Raw genomic sequence first — 23,495 nt, forward strand, 5'->3', positions numbered from 1 at the left:
CTTCTTTAATTCTTTTTGGGTATCGTAAACCAGATGCGGGCACCGTCGGTAGTCTTTTCTGCATTGATACGGCATCCGCAGAAGTTCATATAGGTATCATGCTCCCGAATGATCTGCTTGCAGATGAGGTATGGTATTCCTCCTCCTTCGGGCATAAACAGTTCTTCCAGTTCTTCCTGCGTGTAGATATCGCGCGGATCTTCCAGACTGAAGCGCGCAAAGTCACCTTCTGACTGAAGGATCAGCAGGAACACCGTTCCCGGCAACTGCTCCTTGCGGTCCAAAGCCGCGCGGAACAGATTCTCCAGCAAAAAGAGCAGCATCTCTTCGTCACCGCGAATCTCACAGGGATCGTCCAGTATCTCCATCCGGGCATCAATACGGCGCTTGGCACACATCTTGGTAAACAGCTGGGCTGCCTGAGTCAGCAACTCGGAGGCTTTGAAATCCCGACGCCGGAATATAATGGCGTTGAGCTGCCGCTTGGCCTGCTGGAACAGTGTGGTATAAATAGAACGGTAAAATACGATCAGCTCATCCAGATTGGCCGCCATAGCCTGTCTTTCCGCCGGATCATCGGTGGTCTGCAACTTCTGCAACACCTGCCGGATACGGCTCGGATAGTACATGGACTCATGCTTGATGGAAGAAAGACAATTGTCCAATATCTGATTCTGCACATAAAGTGCATCTTCTTCATAACGCACGCGGTCGCGCTCATCGCGGGCCATCTCAATATTCTCATATTCCCGACTCACCAGAATGACTTTCTGATAGAGGATGATGGAGAAACAACGGATGATAAAGTTATCGAGCAGCATGTCCGAATCCTGCAAACTGGTCTTGTCGACGTTGAGCAGCACGGAACCGATTGCCTTGTAGCTTCCTTCATCGGGACGGACATAAAGCGGATAGGCACAGAGTCCCGATACCCGCTCCAAAGGCTCCAGCGTGTGCACCACGCGCTCCATCAGCTCATCAACCAGAAAGACGTCGGGCACCTCACCGCTGGTGATCCGTATCAGTTCCGACTGGTCATCGCGCAAAAGCAGCAGACGCACGCCCCGCACCTGATGAATCTCATTGAAACCATGCCACAGCAAATCGAGCATCTCCTGCATCTTTTCGGGCATCTCCTCCTGATGCACATCCTGGAAACGGTCGAAGAGGGCTTTGTTTACTTCCGTTATCTGCTGCATGTTCAGCTGGAAGGCTATACGCTTGCGGAAGTAAAGGATATAGAACCCGACCATAGCCACAAACGATGCAAAGATCAAAAGCACAATGCTGGTCTTGATGTTGTTCTGCGACACTTCCAACATAGAGCAGTACTCTGCCAGAGAGGTGTCCTGACCCAGAATTTTATACAACTGGGTGTATACCCGGTTATTATAGTAATAACGTGCCCAGTCGTGAAGATTCATGGCAGCAATGGCGGTTTCGTTTCTTAACCCCAGAAGCAGGGCATAATCCATAGGTATACGCTGCTGGCACCACTTCACTTCCAACGGTACGGAAATGAACTCAGGTTTATAGGAGTAAAGCCTTTCCTTGCTTTTCGGATAGCGGCGCTTATAGAAGCGGTTGATACAGGCAAAAGCCGAATCCGAAAAGAGCATGGCCTTTTCATAAGCATGTTCGTTGTTGGCAAAATACAGCGAATCGGCCCAGGCTGTAGCCTTCTGAATTTCGGGGTCGATACACACCGAAAGGTTCTGGGTGCCCCGGGCTCCCTGCCGTTCGTTGGCCACCGCCGTAGATGCGGCACGTATCGTTCCCAGCGGCAGAAGCAGCAGGAGCAACAGGAAGGCCCGCTTGATTCCCTTCGGAAGACGGAAATAGAAACGGCTTCCATGCCCCAGTTCACTTTCAATCTGGAACAGACAAACCTGGAATATCGGGTTGGTTTTCCGGTATTTCTCAATGATTCCCTTGCAGTTCATCAAGCCAAAGCCATGCCCCTTGCGGCTGTCCTGATGATTGTTTCCGATACGGCTGCTGTCGTAGACCTTATTCTCCAGAATCGTCTTCACGTCTTCGGCCGACATACCTTCACCCGTATCGCGCACGGCAATCTCTACATATTGGTCTCCCTCACCCACCTCAACGGAGACCTTTCCGCCTCGGTCGGTAAACTTACGCGCATTATCCATCAGTGTATTCATCATAAACAGCGTCAGCGCCTTGTCGGCTTTCACCCAAAGTTCTGTATCCGCCACTTGCAGTTCCACTCCTTTTCGCTGGAAGGTGTACTGGTTCTTCTTCAGCACCTGCAACAAATCCTGCAAGGCGAAATTCTCAATATGCAGGCTCAGTTCGCCGCGGCTCATGATAATCCACTGCGCCAGAATCTCGTTGTAGAGATTAATCCGGTCTGTAAGTTCCACGGCATACTCCAGTCTCTTGGAACCGGAATCTCCTTCCTTACGGTATTTCTGGATTTCATTGAGCAGGCGGTCTATCAAAGGAAATACAGAATAGATCAGATTCACCTTGGCGCGCTTGCTGATATTCTTACGCTTGTTTTGCGCAATACGGTGCTCCAACATAAACTGTTCGTCGCGAATCAGCTGAAACTCCTCATCCAGATTCTTCAGTTTGTCCAAAACATTCTGGGCCCAAAGCGAAAAGGCATGAAACACCTGCTGCACGATTTTGTCTTCAAACTTATTCCACTTTGATCCTTCCACTAGTTCCTGACGCACAGCCTCGGGGTTGGCAAAGGAATCGCAAAAGTCCAAAGTATGGCGCAAGGCCTCGGTCTGCCGGCGCGAACGCAGAGTCCACAATCGGAAAAAGACGAAAAAGGCCACCAGGAAAATAGGAACAAACAGCAGGACGAACATGAGCAGAGCGTTCAGCGAACGGGTCTGCCCCTCCAGTTCCTTGTACTTGCTCTCCATTTCGCGGTCCTGACGAATCACTTCGAGAATGTCCAGATAGGTATTCCGGTTATAGGCCACCGCCTCGCTATTGCCGAGCACGGTATAAAGCACACTGAGGTGTTCGCGCTCCTTGGCAATCCACTCGGGCACGGTATACTTGTCTTCGTCCAACAGCCAGCGCTGGTCCTCGGGACTGGTAGTACCCGGTGTATACATCTGCAAAGGCGAAATGTGCAACTGCTCGAAATAGGGCTGGTGATACTTGTTGATCTGGTCCATCGCCGCATGCAGACATTCTTCGGCCTGCTCATAGTTTTTGTTGGCGATATAGAAGAAGCCCAAAGTCTGATATACGGTAACGACCATATACTGATAGCCGTAATCGCGGAAAGAATTCAGAGCCTTTTCGGCCAGAAGTATGGCCAGTCGGCCGTCATCGCTGTCGGCCGGATCATACCACCCCATGAACTGGGTATAGAGGTAATCGTACCATCCGGGACGCTCTTCGCGCAAAATTTTACGGTAGTATGTGTTGATGAAGATTAAAGACATGGACCAGCTGGCATAGGCCTCCAGATAAGTGTATCCGTAATAGCGTGAAGTGGCAAAAGCCTTGAAGAGCACGTCAAACTTACGCAAAAGGATTTCCCGGCTTTCCACTCCCAGATTGGAACCGGTATACCCCACCAGATACATGTAACGCAGGTGCAAAGGCACATCATCTTCAATATCTTCTTCGCGGATTTTGGCCAGTTCTTCCGAAGCCTGGCTCATCAGTTCCATATTATAATAGTAATAAGCGGCAGAAAGATGATAACCGACGATGGTATGTGTGGCCTGCGTGCGTTCTGATTCACTCAGATCGTCAAACTCTTCATTGATACGGTTAATCCGGTCCAAAGCACGGTTGCGGTAGGTATAAAACATCTGGTTACGCGAGGTGCGCTGGCAAACCCGCATCATCAGTACATCGGCATCCAGAAGCTCTATCTGATTGCTGCAATGCGCATATATCTGCAAAACCAAACTTTCCACCTCCGTAAAATTCATGCGGAAATAATAAACGTAAGCCTGGTTCAGCAAAGCCCGCGTCAGTCCATAGCCGCAGGCAAGAGCCTGTTGCTCGGCCTGTCGGGCATAATGAAAGGAAGAATCCAGATTCTTATAGCGCCAGAGATAAGCCTGATGATTCAGGGTATCCACTTCTCTGCGGTCGGCCTCGGCCGAACTGCTTTGACACGATATGCCCACAAAAAGGACACAGAAAAAGGAGACAAAGACCAAAGCCTTTGTCCACCACGACAGATATGTGTGCTGACAATCCCCCATACGCACACAAAATTACAGTTTTTTTATCAATTATCACACAAAGAAGAGCATAATAAACAGCAAGAAGCGCGCAAATATCAGTCAACCAAAATCATACAGATTTGAGGTAAAGTGCAAAATATATAAAAGAAAGAGGGTTTTTATGATAAAAAAGTTGTATTTTCGCAAAAGATTTTTTTCAAGATAACATTTTTGCCGTTTTTTCAGAATGAATAAAAACAAATCCACAAGCAAAATAAGGATCAAAGACATTGCCGAAAAGGCCGGAACTTCTATCGGTTCGGTAGACCGTGTGCTGCACGGACGACCCAATGTTTCGGAAGAAGTGCGCAAACGGGTCGAACAGGCCTTGAAGGAACTGGATTACGAACCCAACCGCTATGCAAGCGCTCTGGCATCGAACAAGGACTACCGGTTTGTGGCCTTTATCCCTTCTCCGGAACTGGAGCCGTACTGGGGCGAAGTGTCTCAGGGGCTGCAAGATGCCATTCAGAATTATCGGGACTTCAATCTTTCTCTAGAGGAACTGTATTACAACATCTTCTCGCCCGAATCTTACAACAAAGGACTGAAAGAGATTCTGGACCGACAGCCCGACGGAGTCATCCTGGCCCCGCAGCTTTCGGCCATCACATATAACTTCTGTCAGCACCTGAAGGAGAACAACATCCCCTTCACGTTTCTCGACTCCAACATCCATGACTTGGATGCGCTGACCTTCTACGGTCAGGACTCGCTGATGAGCGGACGTTTTGCCGCCCGCATGAGTGTGCTCGAAGCGGCTCCGGAAAAGGAATTCCTGATTGTGCATTTCGACATCCCTTCGCTTCAGCAATACAACCGAGAAGTAGGATTCCGGGAATTCATCCACAAGAACCATCCGGGCAGTGTGATTCACGAACTGAGCATCAGTCCCAAGGATCCCAATGCTCATGAAGTGCTGAACGACTTTCGGGAGAAGCATCCCGAAGTGCATTTCGTGTGTACCTTCTGTTCTCACACGCACGTCGTGGCCCGGTTTATTCAGGAAAAGGGCATCACGGACTGGCACATGATGGGATACGACATGCTCGACCCGAACGTGAATTTCCTGAAACAGGGCATCATCCGCTTCCTGATTGCGCAACATCCCTGGCAGCAAGGCTACGGCTGTGTGGATGCACTGTTTCACCACATCGTGCTGAAGAAGGAAATCAAGCGCACGAACTTCATGCCGATTGAGCTGCTAACAGCCGAGAACTGTGACTTTTATCTGAAAAATGCCAAAACCACTTATTAATAGAACATTCTGCTATGCATCATCACAAAAAAGGAATATGGGCCTTGAGCCCCATCATCGTGCTGTTGCTCACCTATCTGGTGACCAGCATCATTGCCAACGACTTCTATAAAGTGCCCATCGTAGTAGCCTTTCTGATTGCCTGTATCTACGGTGTGGCCATCACCACCGGCGAGAAACTGGAAGAACGCGTGAAGATTTTCTCCAAGGGAGCGGGACATCCGAACATGATGCTCATGATCTGGATTTTCATTCTGGCCGGCGCCTTTGCCACTTCGGCAAAAAACATGGGTGCCATCGACGCCACCGTAAATCTGGCCCTGCATCTGTTGCCCGACAACCTGCTGCTGGCGGGTATCTTCATCGCCTCATGCTTTATCTCGCTTTCGGTAGGAACGTCAGTGGGCACCATCGTGGCTCTGACACCGATTGCTGCCGGTATTGCGGCCAAGACGGGAGCCGACCTGCCCATGATTGTGGCCATCGTAGTGGGCGGTGCCTATTTCGGGGATAACCTGTCGTTTATCTCGGACACAACCATTCTGGCCACCCGCACGCAGGGATGCGAAATGAAGGACAAATTCAGGGTGAACTCCCAGATTGTGGTACCGGCAGCGGTCATCGCCCTGATTCTGTATTTCATCATGGGCGCACAGATCAATTCGCCGCAGCACATTCCGGAAGTGAACTTTTTCAAGGTAATCCCTTATCTGGTGGTGCTCGTCACAGCCGTGATGGGACTGAATGTGATGCTAGTGCTCACCTCGGGCATCGTACTGGCGGGTATCGTAGGTTTTGCCAACGGCAACTATGACTTGTATTCCTGGTTCGACGCCATGGGAAGCGGAATCCTGGGTATGGGCGAACTGATCATCATCACCATGCTGGCCGGCGGCCTGATGGAACTGATCCGTTACAACGGAGGTATTGACTATGCCATCCGCATGCTGACCCGCAAGGTGAACTCCAAACGGGGTGCCGAGCTGAGCATCGCCGCTCTGGTGAGCCTCACGGACTTGTGTACGGCCAACAATACGGTGGCCATCATCACCGTGGGTCCTCTGGCCAACGACATCGCCGAGCGCTATGGAGTGGACAAGCGGAAGAGTGCCAGCATTCTGGACACCTTCTCCTGCTTTGCCCAGGGACTGATTCCCTACGGAGCACAGATGCTGATGGCGGCCGGACTGGCGGGCATCAATCCGATAAACATTATCCCGTATCTGTACTATCCGATGCTGATGGGAGGCTGCGCCTTGCTGAGCATCCTCTTCCGGTATCCGAAAAAATATTCATAACATCATGAAACAGAACATGCTGATCGGAACGCTGGCTCTTTGCAGCATTCTGATGGCTTCGGCCTGCAAGGAGGAGACTCCCCCGCCGGAGCATGAATTCAAGACGTTCCGCACCGAACGGACCGAACGCCTGAACAACGATGCGGATGCACCTTCGAGGCACATACGCATTGAGATGGATTATCTGACCGCTCAGGATTCCATCGGCCGATCGGCCAACCGCACGGTGATGCAACGCATGTATGAACGGAGCGTATCGCTGGCCCCGCAGGCTGCTGCCGACTCGTTTGCCACAGAATATCTGAAGCGCTACCGCGAGGATTTGCAGGAGCTGTACAGTCAGGAGAAAAAGACTCAGGTGACCAAAGCCTGGTATGAATACAGCCGGACCATTGCGGCCCATCATCTTACGGGCAGCAAGGAACTGATTCAGTATGAGGTGACGCATAGTTTTCACGAAGGAGGCTCTGCCCCCTATGAGGAGAAACTTTTTCTGAATTTTGACGCACGCAGCGGAGTCCTGCTCACCGCAGACAGCATCTTCAAGAAAGGCAGCCGCATCGAGCTGGAGGCACTGCTCTTGCAGGAGCTGGAAGAGGAACAGGACGTGAAGTCGCTCGAAGAGCTCCGCCAAAAGGGATTCCTGCGGCTGACCAACATGTATGCCACCGACAACTTCCTGCTTCTGGAAGAGGGCATCTGCTTTTATTACCAGCGCGACGAACTGGCCTCCTACGAAGCCGGACCGGTGGAAATCCACCTCTCTTACAAGAAACTTAAAAACATTCTAACGGACAAAACCAAAGACTTATGGAGCAGATTTTAAAATACTTCCCCAACCTGACCGAACGTCAGATCGAACAGTTCCGCATGCTCGACGAACTGTATCACGACTGGAACTCAAAAATCAATGTCATTTCCCGAAAAGACATTGACAATCTGTACGAGCATCATGTGCTGCACTCTCTGGGTATTGCAGACTACATCCGCTTCAAACCGGGCACCGAGATTATGGACCTGGGTACGGGAGGCGGTTTCCCGGGCATCCCGTTGGCCATCATGTTTCCGGAATGCAAGTTCCATCTGGTGGACAGCATCGGCAAAAAGATCAAGGTGTGCACCGCCGTGGCCGAAGCACTCGGACTGGAAAATGTCACCACCCGCCACTGCCGCGCCGAGGAGGAAAAACAGCAGTTTGACTTCGTGGTGAGCCGTGCCGTGATGCCACTGATGGATCTCATCAAGATCATCCGCAAGAACATCAAGAAGGAGCAGAAGAACGCTCTGCCCAACGGACTGATCTGTCTGAAGGGTGGCGAGTTGGACAAGGAAACCATGCCGATGAAGAACCACGTGACCATCTCATCACTCAGCGACGTGTTCCACGAGGAGTTTTTCGAGACCAAGAAGGTAGTTTATGTTTCACTCTAAAACCTGCTGAACGACATGCTGAAAGTTAAACGCATCGTCACCAATATGGTGGCGGAGAACTGCTACATTGTGAGCGACGAAACGCGCGAAGCAGTCATCATCGACTGCGGCGCTTATGATGCGGCCAACGAGCAGGCCATCGCTTCTTATATCGAAGAGGAACAACTGCGCCCCGTGCATCAGATTTACACGCACACGCACTTTGACCACATCTTCGGCTGCGGATTCATTGCCAACCGTTATGAGGTGCTGCCGGAATGCCATCCGGCGGATGCCGCGCTCTATAACAATATGGACGGACAGTGCCAAATGTTTCTGGGCTCTGCCAACCGTCATCCCATGCCGGAGCTGGGCCGCTTGCTGAACGAAGGGGATGAGGTAACCTTCGGAAGCCATACCTTGCAGGTGATTCACACACCAGGACACACTCCGGGCGGCATCTGCTTCTATTGTGCCGAAGAGAAGGTGCTCTTCTCGGGCGATTCGCTCTTCTGCATGAGCATCGGTCGCACGGACTTCCCCGGTGGCAATTACGAGCAACTGGTGAGCAGTCTGAGAAACAAGATCATGACACTGCCCGCCGACGTGAAGGTTTATTCTGGTCACGGCGAACCGACCAGCGTAGGCTTCGAACGGGAGAACAATCCTTACTTCTGATCGTCATTATAGACCAACGGAACACAGTTTCCCGGTATTTCTATACAAGAATGAGGCATGCCCGCCATGGACATGCCTCATTCTTGTTTTTATCGCATCAAAAAATCGTCAGGACGAAATTTTCAAAACATCGAAACGGATTGAAAATTTTGTCGGGAGCGTTTTTCCGAATCCCCTTCGGGCATTCTTATTCTCTCCTCCCTGCTTGCCTGAACCATCCCGAACGACGCAGGAATATCTTTTTCAAAAAACATTTTCAACGTCCGCTTGGCACGTCGGAAACATGCTGGCTTTCCGCCTCTCTCGCCGCATTCAAGACAAGCAAATCGCGTCCCGAAGGAGCCTGGTAAAGCTTCAGTCCGAAACGGGGCACTAGTGTCATGATACGGGCAATCAGCGTGCTCATATTGTGTTCATAGGTTACCCACTCCTTGTCTCTCAGAAAGAAATAGAACTCCACGGGCAATCCCTGCGCCGTAACCGGCATCTGGCGCACCATGAGTTTCATATCCGTATTCACCAGCTCGTTTTCGCTCCGCAAGAAGCATTCCATGGCCCGGCAGAAAAGAATCAGATTCACACGCTCGTTCTCCGGACAAGCCGCCACATCAATCAGTCCCGTAGCAGCAATCTCGCGGCATTCCTGCTCGCTGCAACGGTGAATGGTGGTGGTGTCGATCAACAGGGAACGGCGCACCCGACGGCCGTCGCTGGTCTGCATTCCGCGCCAGTTCTGAAACGACTGGCTGATCAAAGAATAAGGTGGAATGGTGGTGATAGTATTGTCGAAATTGCGGACCTTGACCGTAGACAGGGAAATCTCCTCCACATAACCGTCTGCTCCACTCTGCGGCACGGTAATCCAATCCCCCTTGCGCAGCATATCGTTGGACGAAAGCTGCACTCCGGCCACCAGTCCCAATATGGAGTCCTTGAACACCAACATCAGAATTGTGGCCGCAGCACCCAGTCCGGCAAACAGAGCCACCGGCGAACGGTTGATCAGAATGCTCACAATGATAATGAAACCCACAAAGCCAATGATAATCTTAAACAGCTGAATCACTCCCAACACATAACTGTTGCGGTGGTCGAGCATCTCGTCGGTAATCAGGCGGATGCTGGAGAGCACCACAAAACACCAGCGAATCACCACTGCCACCATGTAAATCTTGGTCATGGCATAACAGAAATGACGGAAAGCCTCATCCTGTTCCGGCATCCGTATATCGGGGAAAGGATAAAAGATAACCGGTACCATCAGGAACAGCACAATCGGAGGAATGAGGTGGCAGGTGGTGTTCAATACCTTCTCATTAAACAGATGATCATCCCACGACACCTGAGTGTGTTCCACAATACGGCTCACCACAGGCTTCAGAATCCGCTTGAAAAACCAGAAGGCAAACCACATGAGCAAAGCACTCAAAAGCAGAATCATCAAACGGTAAAAGGCCAGACGGCCCAACGCATCCATCTTGTCCAGCCCGAGAGCTGCCAATATATCATTATAAAAAGTCTCTATCAAATCCATAATCACGATGATCAAACAGTCCTACAAAAAGACTATCCCCCGACTCACGTCGGGGGATAGCAACAACACAAACACAAAATAAAACACGACAAAACACTAATACAGAAGATCTGTCTATGAATGAGTTCATAAGTAACACTCCGTCATATTCACATACTTCAGAATGCATCACACCTTCTGCATAGGAACACATAAAGTGTTCAACGTAATGAATATCTTAATTACAAATTGTAATCGAATTACATAATACCTCTTTCACGCAGAGCGCACTGCCATTTCCATGCAGTTGCCAATACGTCTTCCAGCGGAGTTTCTGCCTTCCAGCCCAACACCTTGTTGGCCTTGTCTACATTACCCCATACCTTAACGATATCACCCGGACGACGGCCTACAATCTTATAAGGCAGTTTCACGCCGGTAGCCTTCTCGAAGGCGTGGATCAACTCCAATACGCTGGTTCCCTTACCGGTACCTACGTTGTAAACCTCAACAGGCTCTGTAGTCTTATCTTCCATGATACGAGTCATAGCGCATACGTGAGCCTTAGCCAAGTCTACTACGTAGATGTAGTCGCGGATACAAGATCCGTCTGGAGTATCGTAGTCGTCACCGAATACGCTCAACTCCTTGCGGATACCCATAGCAGCCTGAGTCAAATAAGGAATCAAGTTCTGAGGAACACCGTTTGGCATCTCACCGATGATTGCAGATGGGTGAGAACCGATTGGGTTGAAGTAACGCAACAGGATAGCCTTGATAGGAGAACCGCTCTTTACTGTATCGTAAATGATCTCTTCGTTGATCTGTTTTGTATTTCCGTATGGGCTCTCAGCCTTCTTGATAGGAGTTTCCTCAGTTGCAGGCAATACGTCCGGCTGACCGTAAACAGTACATGAAGAAGAGAAGATAATACCCTTAACGTTATATTTAGGCATCAACTCCAACAAGTTAACCAATGAAAGGATGTTGTTGCGGTAGTATTTCAAAGGCTTCTCTACACTCTCACCTACAGCCTTGCTTGCTGCAAAGTGAATGATACCACTGATTTTTGGATATTTCTTGAACACGTTCTCAGTAGCTTCGAAATCGCACAAGTCGATCTTCTCGAAAGCAGGACGGATACCAGAAATCTTCTCGATGCCATCCAATACATCTTCGCGAGAGTTTGACAAGTTATCTACAATTACTACGTCATATCCGGCAGCCTGAAGTTCTACTGTCGTGTGTGAGCCGATGAAACCTGTTCCACCGGTTACCAAAATAGTTTCTTTCATATCAGTTAAATGTTGTTGTTAATGTTTTATACAGCAAATATAGACATTATTTATGATACCGCCATTCAAAAATGAAAATATTTTTTCAGAAAAAAGGCCCGAAGAGCGTTCTTCGGGCCTTTTTATTGTTAAACGGACGGATCAGCCTACCTGAAACAGGAGTTTGAGTCCGTTATCTACTCCACTGAAGCCCATAAAGGCCATTGCCAGCAGACCGGCTGTAACCAGCGCGATACTCATTCCCTGCATTCCCTTCGGAATCGGCATCATGCTCAGCTGTTCGCGGATTCCGGCAAAGATAGTCAATGCCAGTCCGAAACCGAGCGCAGTGCTCAGGGCATACCAGACACCCATCAGCAGGTCGAAATCTTTCTGGATTACCAGAATGGCAACTCCCAGCACCGCACAGTTGGTCGTGATAAGAGGAAGGAAAACTCCCAGAGCCTGATACAGGGCCGGAGATACTTTCTTCAGAATAATCTCGACCATCTGTACCAAAGCGGCAATCACCAGAATGAAGGCGATGGTCTGCAAATAACCCAGGTCATTGGGATCGAGCACGTATTTCTGCAATACAAAGGTCACCAGTGTGGCCAGTACAAGCACAAAGGCAACGGCTGCCGACATACCCAGGGCGGTGTCTACTTTCTTCGATACACCGAGGAAAGGACAGATTCCCAGAATCTGGGAAAGAACGACGTTATTGACAAATATCGCTGTGATAAAAACGATAATGTATTGATAGAATAATTCCATAATGACTTTTTTGATGAGGTTATACCTTTCTTATCTTATTGACAATGGCTATGAGATAACCCAAAACCAGGAATGCACCCGGCGCCAGCACGAACATCAGCATTCCGTAATCCTCGGCCCACAAAGTCATTCCGAACAGTTTGCCAGTACCCAGCAATTCGCGAATCGCACCCAGAATAGTCAGTGCCAGCGTAAAGCCAAGACCCATACCCAGACCGTCGAAGAAGGACGGAACCACGCCGTGTTTGCTTGCAAAGGCCTCGGCACGGCCCAGAATGATACAGTTCACCACAATCAGCGGGATGAAAAGACCGAGAGACGCATAGATATCGGGAGCAAAAGCCTGCATGATCATCTGCAAGGCAGTCACAAACGAAGCAATCACCACAATGAAAGCCGGGATACGCACGGTATCCGGAATCAGATTCTTGATGAGCGAGATGACTACGTTGGAGCAGATCAGCACAAAGGTGGTGGCCAGTCCCATAGACATACCGTTCAGAGCCGATGAGGTAGTTCCGAGTGTCGGACACATACCGAGCAGCAACACAAAGGTAGGATTCTCTTTGATGATGCCATTCATCAAAACTTTAAAGTTATTCATATTTATTCTCCTTTTCCGTATGTTTCAACAATAAACCTTCCACATATATTAATGTGCTTTCTGCGAAGCACCGCTGTTGGTGTCGGTCCACTGTCCGTTGTTCTTATATACTTGATAAGCATTGTTCACCGCTTTCAGGAAAGCACGGCTGGTAATGGTCGAAGCCGTAATGGCATCTACATCTCCTCCATCCTTGGAAACCACCAGTTCCTTCTCGCCCGGGTTACGGCCGATGATGCTTCCCTTACCGTCTTTCTGGAACCAGGTATCTGCCTTGACACCCAGACCCGGAGTCTCTGATGTGGCCAGAATGGTGTATCCCTTGACAGCACCCTGCTCGTCGAAGCCCACCAACACAGAGATCGGTCCTGCGAAACCGTTTTCAATGGCCATAACGGCTGTTCCCTTGTCGGTCTTGTAAAGCACATAACCACCGTCGAGCGTGTCGGGCTGCTCCACATTGAGTTCACCGTCTGTCGTGCCCAGAATCACCTGTTTGATACCGTCCTGCAACTTCTGCTCGTTGATGGCGGCAATCGGTCCTTGGGTCACCTGATTCACATAGGCCAGCACACCGCCGGCAATCACTGAGATAACGGTCAGCACTACCGTCATATTTACCAGATTAGATTTCAGTTTTTTCATTTGGCAACCCTCCCGTATCTTTTTGGTTTGTTATAGGTATTGATGAGCGGAGTGAATGCGTTCATAATCAGAATCGCAAACGACATACCTTCCGGATAGGCTCCGAAGGTACGGATGATCACGGTGATGGCACCGATACCGATACCATAAATGATCTGTCCGCGCGGGGTCATCGGTGAGGTGACATAGTCAGTAGCCATGAAGCAGGCACCCAACAACAGACCACCGGAAAGCAACGTATTCACCGGATCGGCGTAAGCCGGGTTATACAAGTGCAGCAGACCGCTCAGCACCAATACGGTGAGCAGGATAGAAACCGGGATATGCCAGGTGATGATCTTGCGCATGAGCATATACACCAGACCGATCAGAATGGCCAGAGCGCTGACTTCGCCCAAGGAACCTCCCATCTGTCCCAGCAGCATGTCAAAGGCATTCGGGAGTTTTTCCAACACGGAGGTGTCACCGGTCTTCACGGCTTCTTTCATCACCGCCAGCGGAGTGGCTCCGGTCTGTGCATCCAGATAAGAGGTAAGCTGTCCGGGCAAAGGCCAGGTGGTCATCTGCACCGGGAAAGAAATCAGCAGGAATACACGTCCCACCAACGCCGGGTTGAACGGGTTGCATCCCAAGCCACCGAAGGTCATTTTACCCACACCGATAGCTACCAGCGCACCGATAATGATGATCCATACCGGCAGATTGGACGGCAGGTTGAAGCCCAACAACAGACCGGTCAGTACGGCTGAACCGTCGGTAATGGTGAGCTGTTCCTTGTGCAACAGGAAGCGGGAAATGGCCCACTCGAAGAACACACAGGAGAGGACGGAAGTAACCAACACGATTGCGGCTCCCAGTCCGAAAAAGATTAATGAGGCGAGCAAGGTGGGAATCAAAGCCACGCATACGCCATACATATTTCGCTGAACACTGTCGCCTCCATGCACATGCGGTGACAGCGATACTATTAACTTCTTTGCCATTGTTCTATTTTTTAGCATTACGCGCTCTGATCAGCGCCATCACAGTTGATTTTCCTATTCTGATATTGTCGAGCATCGGACGGTTGGACGGGCAGGTAAACTGGCAGGAACCGCATTCGATGCAGGAAACGATGTCGTTTGCCTCGACCACATCCCACTTCTTGAAGGCCGAAGCAGTGGCCAGCAAATAAGGCTCCAGTCCCATCGGACAGGCACCCACACACTTGGCGCAGCGGATACAGGGCTGTATGGCTGCACGGCGGGATTCCTTGTCATTCATCAGCAACAGGCCGGAAGAACCCTTGCACACCGGCACATCCAGATTCATCAGGGCCTTACCCATCATCGGACCGCCGCCGATCACCTTGCCGCAATCCTCGGGCATACCGCCGCATTCGTCAATCAGCGCCTTCATCGGAGTACCGATACGGGCCCACAGATTGGCCGGACGCGCCAACGGTTTACCGGTTACGGTGATCATGCGCTCCACAAGCGGTTTGTTTTTCATCACGGCCTCATAGATGGCAAAAGCGGTACCGACATTCTGTACGACCACACCTACCTGAATAGGCAGTCCCGGAGGAGGCGGAACCTCGCGGCCGGTAATAGCCTGAATCAGCTGCTTCTCACCGCCCTGCGGATACTTCACTTTCAGCGGCACGATCTCAATGCCCGGATAGCGGGCTGCCTTCTCCTGCATGCGGGCGATGGCATCGGGCTTGTTATTCTCAATACCCACATAGGCTTTCTCTACCTTCACGGCCTTCATGATGAGCGAAATGCCGACAAGCACCTCGTCGGTCTTTTCGAGCATCAGTCGGTGGTCGGCAGTGAGATAAGGCTCACACTCCACACCATTGATCACCACACAGTCGGCCTTGGAGCCCGGAGGAGGAGTCAATTTAACGTGGGTCGGAAAGGTGGCGCCACCCATTCCGACGATACCGGCTTTCTTTACGCGGGCCACGATGTCCTCAGAAGTCAGTTCCGGACGGTCGGCCAAAGTGACCAGATCAGTTGAGCGGTCGATTTCCTCTTCCCACTCATCGCCCTGCACATCAACGATGATGGCCGGACGGCGATAGCCGCTGGCATCGACAATAGCGTCTACTTTGGATACGGTTCCCGATACGGATGAGTAAATCGGAGCGGAAACGAATCCGTCGGCCTCAGCCAGCAAAGTTCCCACTTTCACCACATCGCCTTTCTTCACTACCGGTTTTGCCGGTGAACCGATGTGCTGATACATAGAGAACACCGCCTGTGCCGGGATGGCAGCAGGCCGTGACGGCACCTCGGCCGTCAGTTTGTTTTCAGCGGGATGCACCCCGCCTATCTTGAATGTTTTCACAGTCTATCCCCATTAATTTGATTCAACATTAGAACGGGCTGCGGTCTTTTCTGCCGCCGGCTGTTCCGTTTTCTCACTCGCTGGTGCCGCTGCCGCAGGTTCAGCCTTCGGTTTGCGCGGCGGGAAATTGATGGCGTGGATGGCTCCCTTCGGACAGGCTTCCTCGCACTTGCGGCAGAGGCGGCACTTCTCCGGGTCGATGTAAGCCAGATTGTTCATCAGCGTGATGGCCTCAAACGGACAAGTCTTCACACACTTGCCGCAACCGATACAAGAAGCCTGACATACCTTGTTGGCCACAGCGCCTTTGTCACGGTTCACGCAGGTAACCACCATGCGGCGTCCTTTCGGTCCCTTCGGGCGAAGCTCGATGATCTTTCGCGGACAGGTCTTGGCACAAGCGCCACAGGCCGTACACTTCTCTTCATCCACTACCGGCAGTCCGGTTTCGGGATTAATGGAAATGGCGCCAAACTGGCAGGAAGCCACACAGTCGCCACAACCCAGACATCCGAACGCACAGGCGGTCTCACCGGTTCCGGTCATCAGGGCCGCACGACAGCTCTTCACACCGTCGTAGCTCACCACACGCGGGCGGTTGGCACATGATCCGTTGCAACGCACCACAGCCACCTTAGGCGCAGCGGCAGCTACCGACATGCCCAGAATAGAGGCTACACGCTCCATTACCGGCTGTCCGCCTACGGGACAAAGCATACCATCCAGACTTCCAGCGTCTGCCGCCTTGACACAAGCACCGGCAAAGCCCGAGCAGCCCGGATAACCACATCCACCACAGTTGGCCTGAGGCAGCACCTCGCTCACCTCGCCAATTCGGGGATCTTCTTCAACAGCAAATTTCCGGGAGGCCACGAAGAGCACCAGTGCGGAAACCAGTCCCACTGCTCCCAGAATCAATACTGCAATCCAAATTAAATGCATCATTTTATTAGTTTATATGTTTAAGGGTAAATGAAAATTTTCGGGTCAAATGATAACGCATCAGATATATAATAAGGTAATAAGGTATCAGCACACCAATAGACAGCAGAGCTGCCAGCGCCTCGTCCATCCCCCGAAGCAGGGACAGGAATAAAACCACCAGCATCAGAATTAAGGGAATAACATAGGCGTAAACCACGGCCTTGAGCCCTTGCGACAGGGTGCCCACCAGCATCACTTCCTGCCCCACTTCAAAGTCGGCAGCGTCGGCGGCATGCACCTCAATCATTTTCTCCTTGCTCTCCGCAGAGTGGCAGAGGCTCTTGGCTTCACAGGCCGAACAGGCCGAGGCCTGCATGATCTGCACCTGTATCCGGGTATTGTCAATCTGTTTTACTCTACCTTTGTGTGTTATGATTGTGCTCATTTTGTCATTTCAAGTTTGCAAATTGATGCAAAAATAGCATTTATTTAGAAATACAAAAAAAATGATTTCCTAAAACGACAGGTGATTGTACTTTTTTAACCTTACTAACAAAGAAAAACTGCCTCTGCAATCCTTTCAATTTGTGAATATCTGTTTTTATATCCCAAAACCAGGGTCTGAAAATCATCTCAATGAAATGAAAAAGTCTTCCTGATGTTTTTGAAAAATGATTTCGATGATTTTTTCGGGCGTCTTCGGGCATATTTTCGCAGCCTCAGACATAGCCGGAAAAAGAACACAAAAAAAGAGGCCGTTCTGTACGACGGCCTCTCTCCTCGCAGAAAGCATCCCGTAGCTTTCTGCCCCATTGTTCATTGTTTTCTTTTGCTTGCGCGCTCGGCCTTCTTGCTGTTCCATTCCGTAAAGGCTTTTTTCTGCTCGTCTGTGAGCAGGGCCTCGATGGATTTATTCAGCTCGTCCAACTTCGCCTTGCGCTCCTCGCGCTTGATAGCCTTACTGTAGAAATCGGTGTAGAGGCTGCGTACGCTCTTTTCCTGACTGTCGGTCAGCGTGAGCACCTTGTCGAGCTGTTCCACTTTCTTGTTTACCATTTCTTCGGGCGAAAGGCGCTGTCCGCGTTTTTGTGCCGACATGGGCAGAGAACAAAGTACGGTCATCAAAGTGCAAAAAATCAGTTTTTTCATTTCTTCATTTGTTTTTATGGTTCAACATATCGTTTTTATCGGATGGTGTAGACAAAAGTGAGCATGGCATAAGGCTGCAGCACATTGGCTGTGAGATAGTCATAGTAGCTGCTGCTCACCGACTGGCGGAATGACTGGGCCTGCTGCAACAGGTCGTAGGCTTCGAGACGGATTTCGGCGGCCTTGTTCTTCAGGAACTTCATGCCGATCGAAGCGTTCCACAGCAAATAGTTCGAAGCTTCGCTCTCCAGACCGGTATAACCGATGTAGCTCATCGAGGTGCGGAACGTCAGGTCTTTCCAGAAATTCCAGCCGAACTGTCCCTGAGCCGTATGCATCACGTAGTTGCTGGCTTGGGTTTCAGACTGCGAACTGAAAGCCCGATTGATGCCCGAAGAATAAGACACCGTGAAATCCAGCTTTTCGCTGATGTTGCTTCCGATGACGAGTTTCGGCACCAGGGTAAGTTCGTGGGTGTAGTTGGTCACTCCGTTGAAGATGGTCGGCACATGAGCATAGTTGGCCGACAGGCTCAGATTGACATTGCTCCGGAGCCAGTCCACCGGAAAACCATAGGTCAGCATGGACTGCAAACTGTAGTAACCGTCCATATTCACCGGTTTGGTAAACTGCGCTCCCTTGTCGAGCTGTATGCCGCCCGGCAACACTTGGTCTTCTTGGGCCACGAAAGTACTGTCGGCCACATAGTCTGTGCGGAAGGTGGCCCCCACCATGGCGATGACGGTCTGCCCGGACAAGGTGGTGTGCAGATAGCGCAGATTCAATGTATGATTGATTTGCTGGTCCAGATCCGGATTACCGGTTGAGAGGAACAGCGGGTTTGTGTTGTTGATCACATGCTGCAGGTCCTGAAGCGACGGTGCAGTGGAGCTGCTGCGATAGCGCAACTGGAAGGAATTGTTGCGGTCGGCCATATAGCGGGCAGTGAATGAGGGCAGCACGGAGAAGTAGGTATGCTTCAGCTGCTCGGCATAGGGATAGGTTTCTTCGCCCTGCAAGGTGGACCACTGCATCTCGGCTCCAGCCATCAGACGGAGTTTGCCGACGTTCCAGCGCAGACCGAGACCGCCGGCCTGAGTGATGTAATCTGTCTGATATACGTTGGAAAGGTCTTCCACCAACTGCTCGTACAAATCGTCCGTACCGTTCGATTCATAGGTTTTCTGCTCCGCATCGGTGTTGGTGTACGACATCTTGTAATTGGCCTGCAACTGCACCTGGTCGCCCAGCTTCTCAGTGAACATCAGGTTGGTGCGGAACATCATCTGCCGTTGCAACATATCCTTATACTGGGAATAGGCCTCCTCGCTGAGCTGTTCTTCCTGCATTTTCCGCTCCAAGTAATCGGTGTAGGTGTCGCCGTTGCGGTCGGAATACTGGCCCCGGAAAGAGAGCGACAGGGTTCGTCCTTCGGTATTGAAGCGGTGGCGGTAAGTAGCGTCGCCGCCTATCTGCCAGGCTTTGACCAGATTGTCGGTCACACTGTTCACACCCTCGGAAAAGATTCCGTTGAGCAGATTCTGCCCGTCATACAGACTGTATGTGTCGTTTCTCTGAAAGCTGAATTTAGGACGTATCTGCAACGAGTTGCGGTCGTCAATCTGGTAGTCCAGATTCATGTTGATGCGGTGGTTCCAGTTGTTCATGTCCGACTCGCTGTCCTGCTCGTAGGTCATTCCCGGCAGCACGGAGTCGAAATATTTTCGAACCAGATTTTCTTCATAGTCGTTGTTGGTTTGGTTCAGGAAATAGCTGGCGGTCAGCTTCAGGCGCTTGTCCCATTCATTCACATAGTTCACGCCCAGCCCATTGGTTTGTGTCAGTCCGCCGAGCGACCCGACCATAAAATTATCGGTAGACGCACTGCCGCCACGGCCTCCTCCCCCGCCGCGACCGCCTCGGCGTCCGCTACGCTTGGAGCTTTGTGATGACATCACACCGGCCAGGTCTTCCTGCGAGAAATTCTGCTGGTTCACGTTGTTACTCATACCCAGCACGGAAACGCGCTGCGTGTCATCAAACCAATTCACGTTTCCGCCGGCATTGTAGCGGTTGTCCAGTCCGTAACCTCCATAGACCTTGCCGAACAGTCCCTCGCGATATTCGGGTTTGGTCACGATATTGATGGTCTTGATTTCCTCACCGTCATCAAATCCGGTAAACTCGGCCTGGTCGCTCTTCTTGTCGAACACCTCGATACTGGCCACAATGTCCGAAGGCAGATTCTTCAGAGCCAGATTGACATCTCCGTCGAAGAACTCCTTGCCGTCCACAAGTATCTTCTGCACCGCTTCGCCCTGAGCCTGTACCTCGCCACCTTCCACCACGATGCCCGGCATCTTGGCCAGCAAGTCTTCGGTGGTGCTTCCCTCGAGCACTTTAAAGGCCGAGGCGTTGTAGGCCAGCGTATCGCCCCGCTGCTGGGCCCGGGTGGCGCGGGCTTCGACATTCACCTTGCCGATCTTCTGCACCTCTTCTTCCAGCTGCACATCAAACACATACTTTTTGTCGGCGTTCAGCGCCAGTTTGAGCCGGACTGTCTTATAACCCAAATAACGGGCCTCGAGCTGATAGTCGCCCAGCGGCAAACGGTCAAAGCGATAGTTTCCGTCCAGATCGGTCGTGGTATAGAGCGTATCCTTGCCCGCCTGAACAAGAGTCAGCGGAGCCATCGGCAATGTCTCGCCACTCGTGCGATCGGTCACCTGTCCGGACACAACCAGCTGCGCCTGAGCCATCATGGCCGCGGAACAGAACGAGGCAAACAGTGAGATTCTTTTTTTCATATTCGGTATAGTTTTATTGGTTTCTGGTGCAAAAGTATTCTGCTTGCGGAGGGTAAACAAGCAAAATGCGCCACTTGCGGGTGAACGACAGAAAAATGAGGGTAAACAACAAAATGAATATTTTTCCTTTCGCAAAAAGAGCGGTATCTTTGCAACAGAAACAACAAAATCTGAAACCATGAATCAAAAGATACCTTTATTGATTGATGTGCTTTTCATCGTCATCGTGCTGCCGGCTCTCTGCCTGATGTTGCCCATTGACCGCTGGGTGACCAACAACTTCTGGTTTGTCTGTGCGCTGATCTGCTGGCTCTACATCGTTTATTTCCTGAACCGGAAATTCACCATACCGCTGTTTTTCAAGGGACGCAAACACGTGCTGCTGGCCATAGGTATCCTGCTGGCCACAATATTCGTCACCTGGCTGCTCTCACAATATCAGATGGAGTTTCCGCAACGCATGTTCCATCCCAACCGGGTGCGCCGCATCGGCAAAAGCCGGTTGCACCAGCAGGCGGTGTGGTTCCTGTTTACCACCGCCTCGGTGTTCAGCATCGCCACAGGACTGTTCCGCGAACTTACGCGCCAGATTGTGCGGGGACATACGTTGGAGTATGAAAAGAAGAAAGCGGAACTGGCACTGTATAAGGCGCAGATCAACCCGCACTTTCTGTTCAACACGCTCAACACGCTATATGGCATGGTAGTTCTCAAATCGGAACAGACCGAAACGGCTTTCATACAGTTCATCAACCTGATGAAATATATGTATACCAATCCCACTAAAGAAATGATACCGATAGAAGAAGAGGTGGAATACATCCGGGAATTTATCGAGATTCAGAAGTACCGGACGGAAAAAAAAGAACTGATTCACTTCAGCTACACGAACGACGGTGCATACCCCGGACTGCAAATCGTACCGATGCTCCTGATCACGTTCATCGAAAACGCGCTGAAATATGGTCTATCCTCGGTACACGATGATCCGGTAGATATTCGGATAGAGGTCCGGAACGGCATTCTGAACTTCCGCACCGACAACCGGAAGACCTCCGAACCACACAACCGTCCGAAGGGAATCGGCATCGCCAACTGCCGCAAGCGTCTGGAACTGGCATACCCGGAGCGCCACACGCTGGAAATCAAGGAAACGGAACACGAATTCAAAGTATTGCTCACCATAAGACTGATAGAACCATGAAATGTATTGCCATTGACGACGAACCGATAGCTCTGGAAATTATCAAGAAGTTCTGCAACCAGATGGGCGGACTGGAAATCGAAACTTTCAGCAACCCATTGACGGGACTGGAGGCCATCAACCGCACTCTGCCCGACCTGGTTTTTCTGGATATAGAAATGAAGGGAATACACGGACTGGACCTGGCCCGCAAAATGCCTGCCGGCGTCATGCTGATCTTTACCACGGCTTATGCGCAGTTTGCCCTGGACGGCTTTGAGCTGAATGCCATCGACTTTCTGCACAAGCCCTACTCATTCGGCCGCTTTGAAACGGCGGTCAAAAAAGCGATTCATCTGAAATCCTTGCAGACGCGGGCACAGCAAAGCGATGAGCAGTCGCTCGTGGTCAAGGCGGATTATAAGAATATAAAAATAATCTGCTCGGAGATTATTTATCTGGAAGCCATCAATAATTATGTAAAGATACACCTGAACGGCAGCCATCCGATACTGACTCAATGCACTCTGAAAAGCCTCATCGAAAGCCTTCCCGAGCAACAGTTTCTGCGGGTGCACAAATCGTTTGTGGTGAACAGGGCGTTTATTGTCAGCTTTTCACGCACCGAAGTAGTCCTGCCCCAGGGAAAAATACTTCCCGTGGGCAGAACCTATGCCGATGCCTTGCAGCAATAATCAGCGGTCCAGATGGAATTTCTTTTTGTAATAGGACTCGGCTGTATAGAGAGCCGCCGCCGGATTGTTTCCGGTGACGCGGTCCTTTGTGACCAAAGTAGTGGCGTATGCTTCGGAATATTTATAGAACAGGCTGTCGTGTCCCACGCACAAACCGATCACCACATTCAGATCCGTATGCGCTTCGTTCAGCAAGCGTGCCTGAAGAATCGGGTTACACATAGCCGCCCCGATAGATTCGCACTCCTTCGGGATTCCGAGTGATGATTTGGGCTTGCCGGCCACCTTACAGATCACTGCATAAGCCTCAAAACCGTTGGCCTGAAGAATACGGGCAAAGATGCGTGCCTCGCGAATCAATCCGATGCAATTCGCAATGCCGATGCGCCGTGCTCCGATCTTACAGGCAAACTCCATAATCTCCTGCACACGGGTCCACTGGCAGTAACCTTCGTATTCCACTTCGGCGCTGGCCACCATAATATCGTGGTTTCTTTCCTCCTCATAACGCTCCAGCGCCCACTGCATATCCTCATCGCGCAGATGGGTGGTGGGACAGAACTCGGGATAAGTACGGTTCTGAAACTTGCAGTTCTGTGTTCCGCAGTCCACACAGGAGTGTTTCTGCTTTTCTTCTTTCATTGCTTCGCCTTCCATAACTGTTTCTTTTTATACCTTAATTCCGCAACACTATTATAAAATATTTTTTTT

21 protein-coding genes are annotated in these 23,495 nt (G+C 50.9%); 7 read left to right on the top strand and 14 right to left on the bottom strand.

Translation table 11 applies throughout. The annotated features are described in order from the left end of the window. Nucleotides 1-5: 5 nt before the first annotated feature. Entirely contained in the window at nt 6-4,214 is a 4,209-nt protein-coding gene (locus DXA74_RS10285; RefSeq protein ID WP_118527293.1) for a DUF5113 domain-containing protein, read from the bottom strand. 208 nt (nt 4,215-4,422) lie between these two features. Here DXA74_RS10285 and DXA74_RS10290 point away from each other — a divergent pair, with 208 nt between their 5' ends. Genes DXA74_RS10290 through DXA74_RS10310 form a run of 5 tightly spaced genes read left to right on the top strand, consistent with a single transcriptional unit; the run spans nt 4,423 to nt 8,879 of the window. Continuing rightward, nucleotides 4,423-5,493, top strand: coding sequence for a LacI family DNA-binding transcriptional regulator (locus DXA74_RS10290; protein ID WP_118527295.1), 1,071 nt, complete (start codon nt 4,423-4,425; stop codon nt 5,491-5,493). Between the two features lie 14 nt (nt 5,494-5,507). Then, complete coding sequence (locus DXA74_RS10295; RefSeq protein WP_118527297.1) at nt 5,508-6,791, top strand: Na+/H+ antiporter NhaC family protein; 1,284 nt, start codon at nt 5,508-5,510, stop codon at nt 6,789-6,791. A gap of 4 nt (nt 6,792-6,795) precedes the next feature. After that, complete coding sequence (locus tag DXA74_RS10300) at nt 6,796-7,617, top strand: RsiV family protein (RefSeq protein ID WP_118527299.1); 822 nt, start codon at nt 6,796-6,798, stop codon at nt 7,615-7,617. Continuing rightward, nucleotides 7,602-8,222, top strand: coding sequence for a 16S rRNA (guanine(527)-N(7))-methyltransferase RsmG (rsmG, locus tag DXA74_RS10305; RefSeq protein ID WP_118527301.1), 621 nt, complete (start codon nt 7,602-7,604; stop codon nt 8,220-8,222). Before DXA74_RS10300 ends, rsmG begins: the two co-directional genes overlap by 16 nt. Nucleotides 8,223-8,237: 15 nt before the next feature. Further along, nucleotides 8,238-8,879 (top strand): MBL fold metallo-hydrolase, encoded by a 642-nt coding sequence (locus tag DXA74_RS10310; RefSeq protein WP_118527303.1) that lies wholly within the window; start codon nt 8,238-8,240, stop codon nt 8,877-8,879. A gap of 256 nt (nt 8,880-9,135) precedes the next feature. On the opposite strand, the gene DXA74_RS10315 is transcribed toward DXA74_RS10310, so the two are convergent. The 12 genes from DXA74_RS10315 to DXA74_RS10370 form a co-directional block, all read right to left on the bottom strand. After that, nucleotides 9,136-10,413, bottom strand: coding sequence for a mechanosensitive ion channel family protein (locus tag DXA74_RS10315; protein WP_147401087.1), 1,278 nt, complete (start codon nt 10,411-10,413; stop codon nt 9,136-9,138). A 239-nt stretch (nt 10,414-10,652) separates the two neighbouring features. Continuing rightward, nucleotides 10,653-11,687 (bottom strand): UDP-glucose 4-epimerase GalE, encoded by a 1,035-nt coding sequence (gene galE, locus DXA74_RS10320; protein WP_118527307.1) that lies wholly within the window; start codon nt 11,685-11,687, stop codon nt 10,653-10,655. A gap of 141 nt (nt 11,688-11,828) precedes the next feature. Beyond that, on the bottom strand, nt 11,829-12,443 hold the full coding sequence (locus tag DXA74_RS10325; RefSeq protein WP_118527309.1) for an electron transport complex protein RnfA: 615 nt from the start codon (nt 12,441-12,443) through the stop codon (nt 11,829-11,831). Nucleotides 12,444-12,462: 19 nt separating this feature from the next. Further along, nucleotides 12,463-13,047: an RnfABCDGE type electron transport complex subunit E gene (locus tag DXA74_RS10330; RefSeq protein WP_118527311.1), complete on the bottom strand. Its 585-nt coding sequence runs from the start codon at nt 13,045-13,047 to the stop codon at nt 12,463-12,465. A gap of 48 nt (nt 13,048-13,095) precedes the next feature. After that, on the bottom strand, nt 13,096-13,692 hold the full coding sequence (locus DXA74_RS10335; protein WP_118527313.1) for an RnfABCDGE type electron transport complex subunit G: 597 nt from the start codon (nt 13,690-13,692) through the stop codon (nt 13,096-13,098). Next, on the bottom strand, nt 13,689-14,675 hold the full coding sequence (locus tag DXA74_RS10340) for an RnfABCDGE type electron transport complex subunit D (protein ID WP_118527315.1): 987 nt from the start codon (nt 14,673-14,675) through the stop codon (nt 13,689-13,691). The genes DXA74_RS10335 and DXA74_RS10340 overlap by 4 nt, the downstream gene beginning before the upstream one ends. Nucleotides 14,676-14,679: 4 nt before the next feature. Next, nucleotides 14,680-16,026 carry an electron transport complex subunit RsxC gene (rsxC, locus tag DXA74_RS10345; protein WP_118527317.1) on the bottom strand — a complete coding sequence of 449 codons (1,347 nt, stop codon included), beginning with the start codon at nt 16,024-16,026 and terminating at the stop codon, nt 14,680-14,682. A gap of 12 nt (nt 16,027-16,038) precedes the next feature. Next, nucleotides 16,039-16,968 (bottom strand): Fe-S cluster domain-containing protein, encoded by a 930-nt coding sequence (locus tag DXA74_RS10350; protein ID WP_118527333.1) that lies wholly within the window; start codon nt 16,966-16,968, stop codon nt 16,039-16,041. 7 nt (nt 16,969-16,975) lie between these two features. Continuing rightward, on the bottom strand, nt 16,976-17,395 hold the full coding sequence (locus DXA74_RS10355) for a SoxR reducing system RseC family protein (RefSeq protein WP_118527319.1): 420 nt from the start codon (nt 17,393-17,395) through the stop codon (nt 16,976-16,978). A gap of 183 nt (nt 17,396-17,578) precedes the next feature. Then, nucleotides 17,579-17,812 (bottom strand): hypothetical protein, encoded by a 234-nt coding sequence (locus tag DXA74_RS10360; protein ID WP_147401088.1) that lies wholly within the window; start codon nt 17,810-17,812, stop codon nt 17,579-17,581. Then, entirely contained in the window at nt 17,767-18,099 is a 333-nt protein-coding gene (locus DXA74_RS10365) for a hypothetical protein (protein WP_233550514.1), read from the bottom strand. The genes DXA74_RS10360 and DXA74_RS10365 overlap by 46 nt, the downstream gene beginning before the upstream one ends. 35 nt (nt 18,100-18,134) lie before the next feature. Next, on the bottom strand, nt 18,135-20,906 hold the full coding sequence (locus tag DXA74_RS10370; protein ID WP_118527323.1) for a TonB-dependent receptor: 2,772 nt from the start codon (nt 20,904-20,906) through the stop codon (nt 18,135-18,137). Nucleotides 20,907-21,084: 178 nt separating this feature from the next. Here DXA74_RS10370 and DXA74_RS10375 point away from each other — a divergent pair, with 178 nt between their 5' ends. Beyond that, a complete protein-coding gene (locus DXA74_RS10375) occupies nt 21,085-22,110 on the top strand; it encodes a sensor histidine kinase (RefSeq protein WP_118527325.1) in 1,026 nt (341 codons plus the stop codon). Then, nucleotides 22,107-22,784 carry a LytTR family DNA-binding domain-containing protein gene (locus DXA74_RS10380; protein ID WP_118527327.1) on the top strand — a complete coding sequence of 226 codons (678 nt, stop codon included), beginning with the start codon at nt 22,107-22,109 and terminating at the stop codon, nt 22,782-22,784. The genes DXA74_RS10375 and DXA74_RS10380 overlap by 4 nt, the downstream gene beginning before the upstream one ends. On the opposite strand, the gene DXA74_RS10385 is transcribed toward DXA74_RS10380, so the two are convergent. Then, a complete protein-coding gene (locus tag DXA74_RS10385; RefSeq protein WP_233550515.1) occupies nt 22,785-23,441 on the bottom strand; it encodes a DUF1847 domain-containing protein in 657 nt (218 codons plus the stop codon). Nucleotides 23,442-23,495: the final 54 nt, after the last annotated feature.

It is taken from the genome of Bacteroides sp. OF04-15BH, from assembly GCF_003477995.1.
In the GTDB taxonomy this organism is placed as follows: Bacteria; Bacteroidota; Bacteroidia; order Bacteroidales; family Bacteroidaceae; genus Paraprevotella.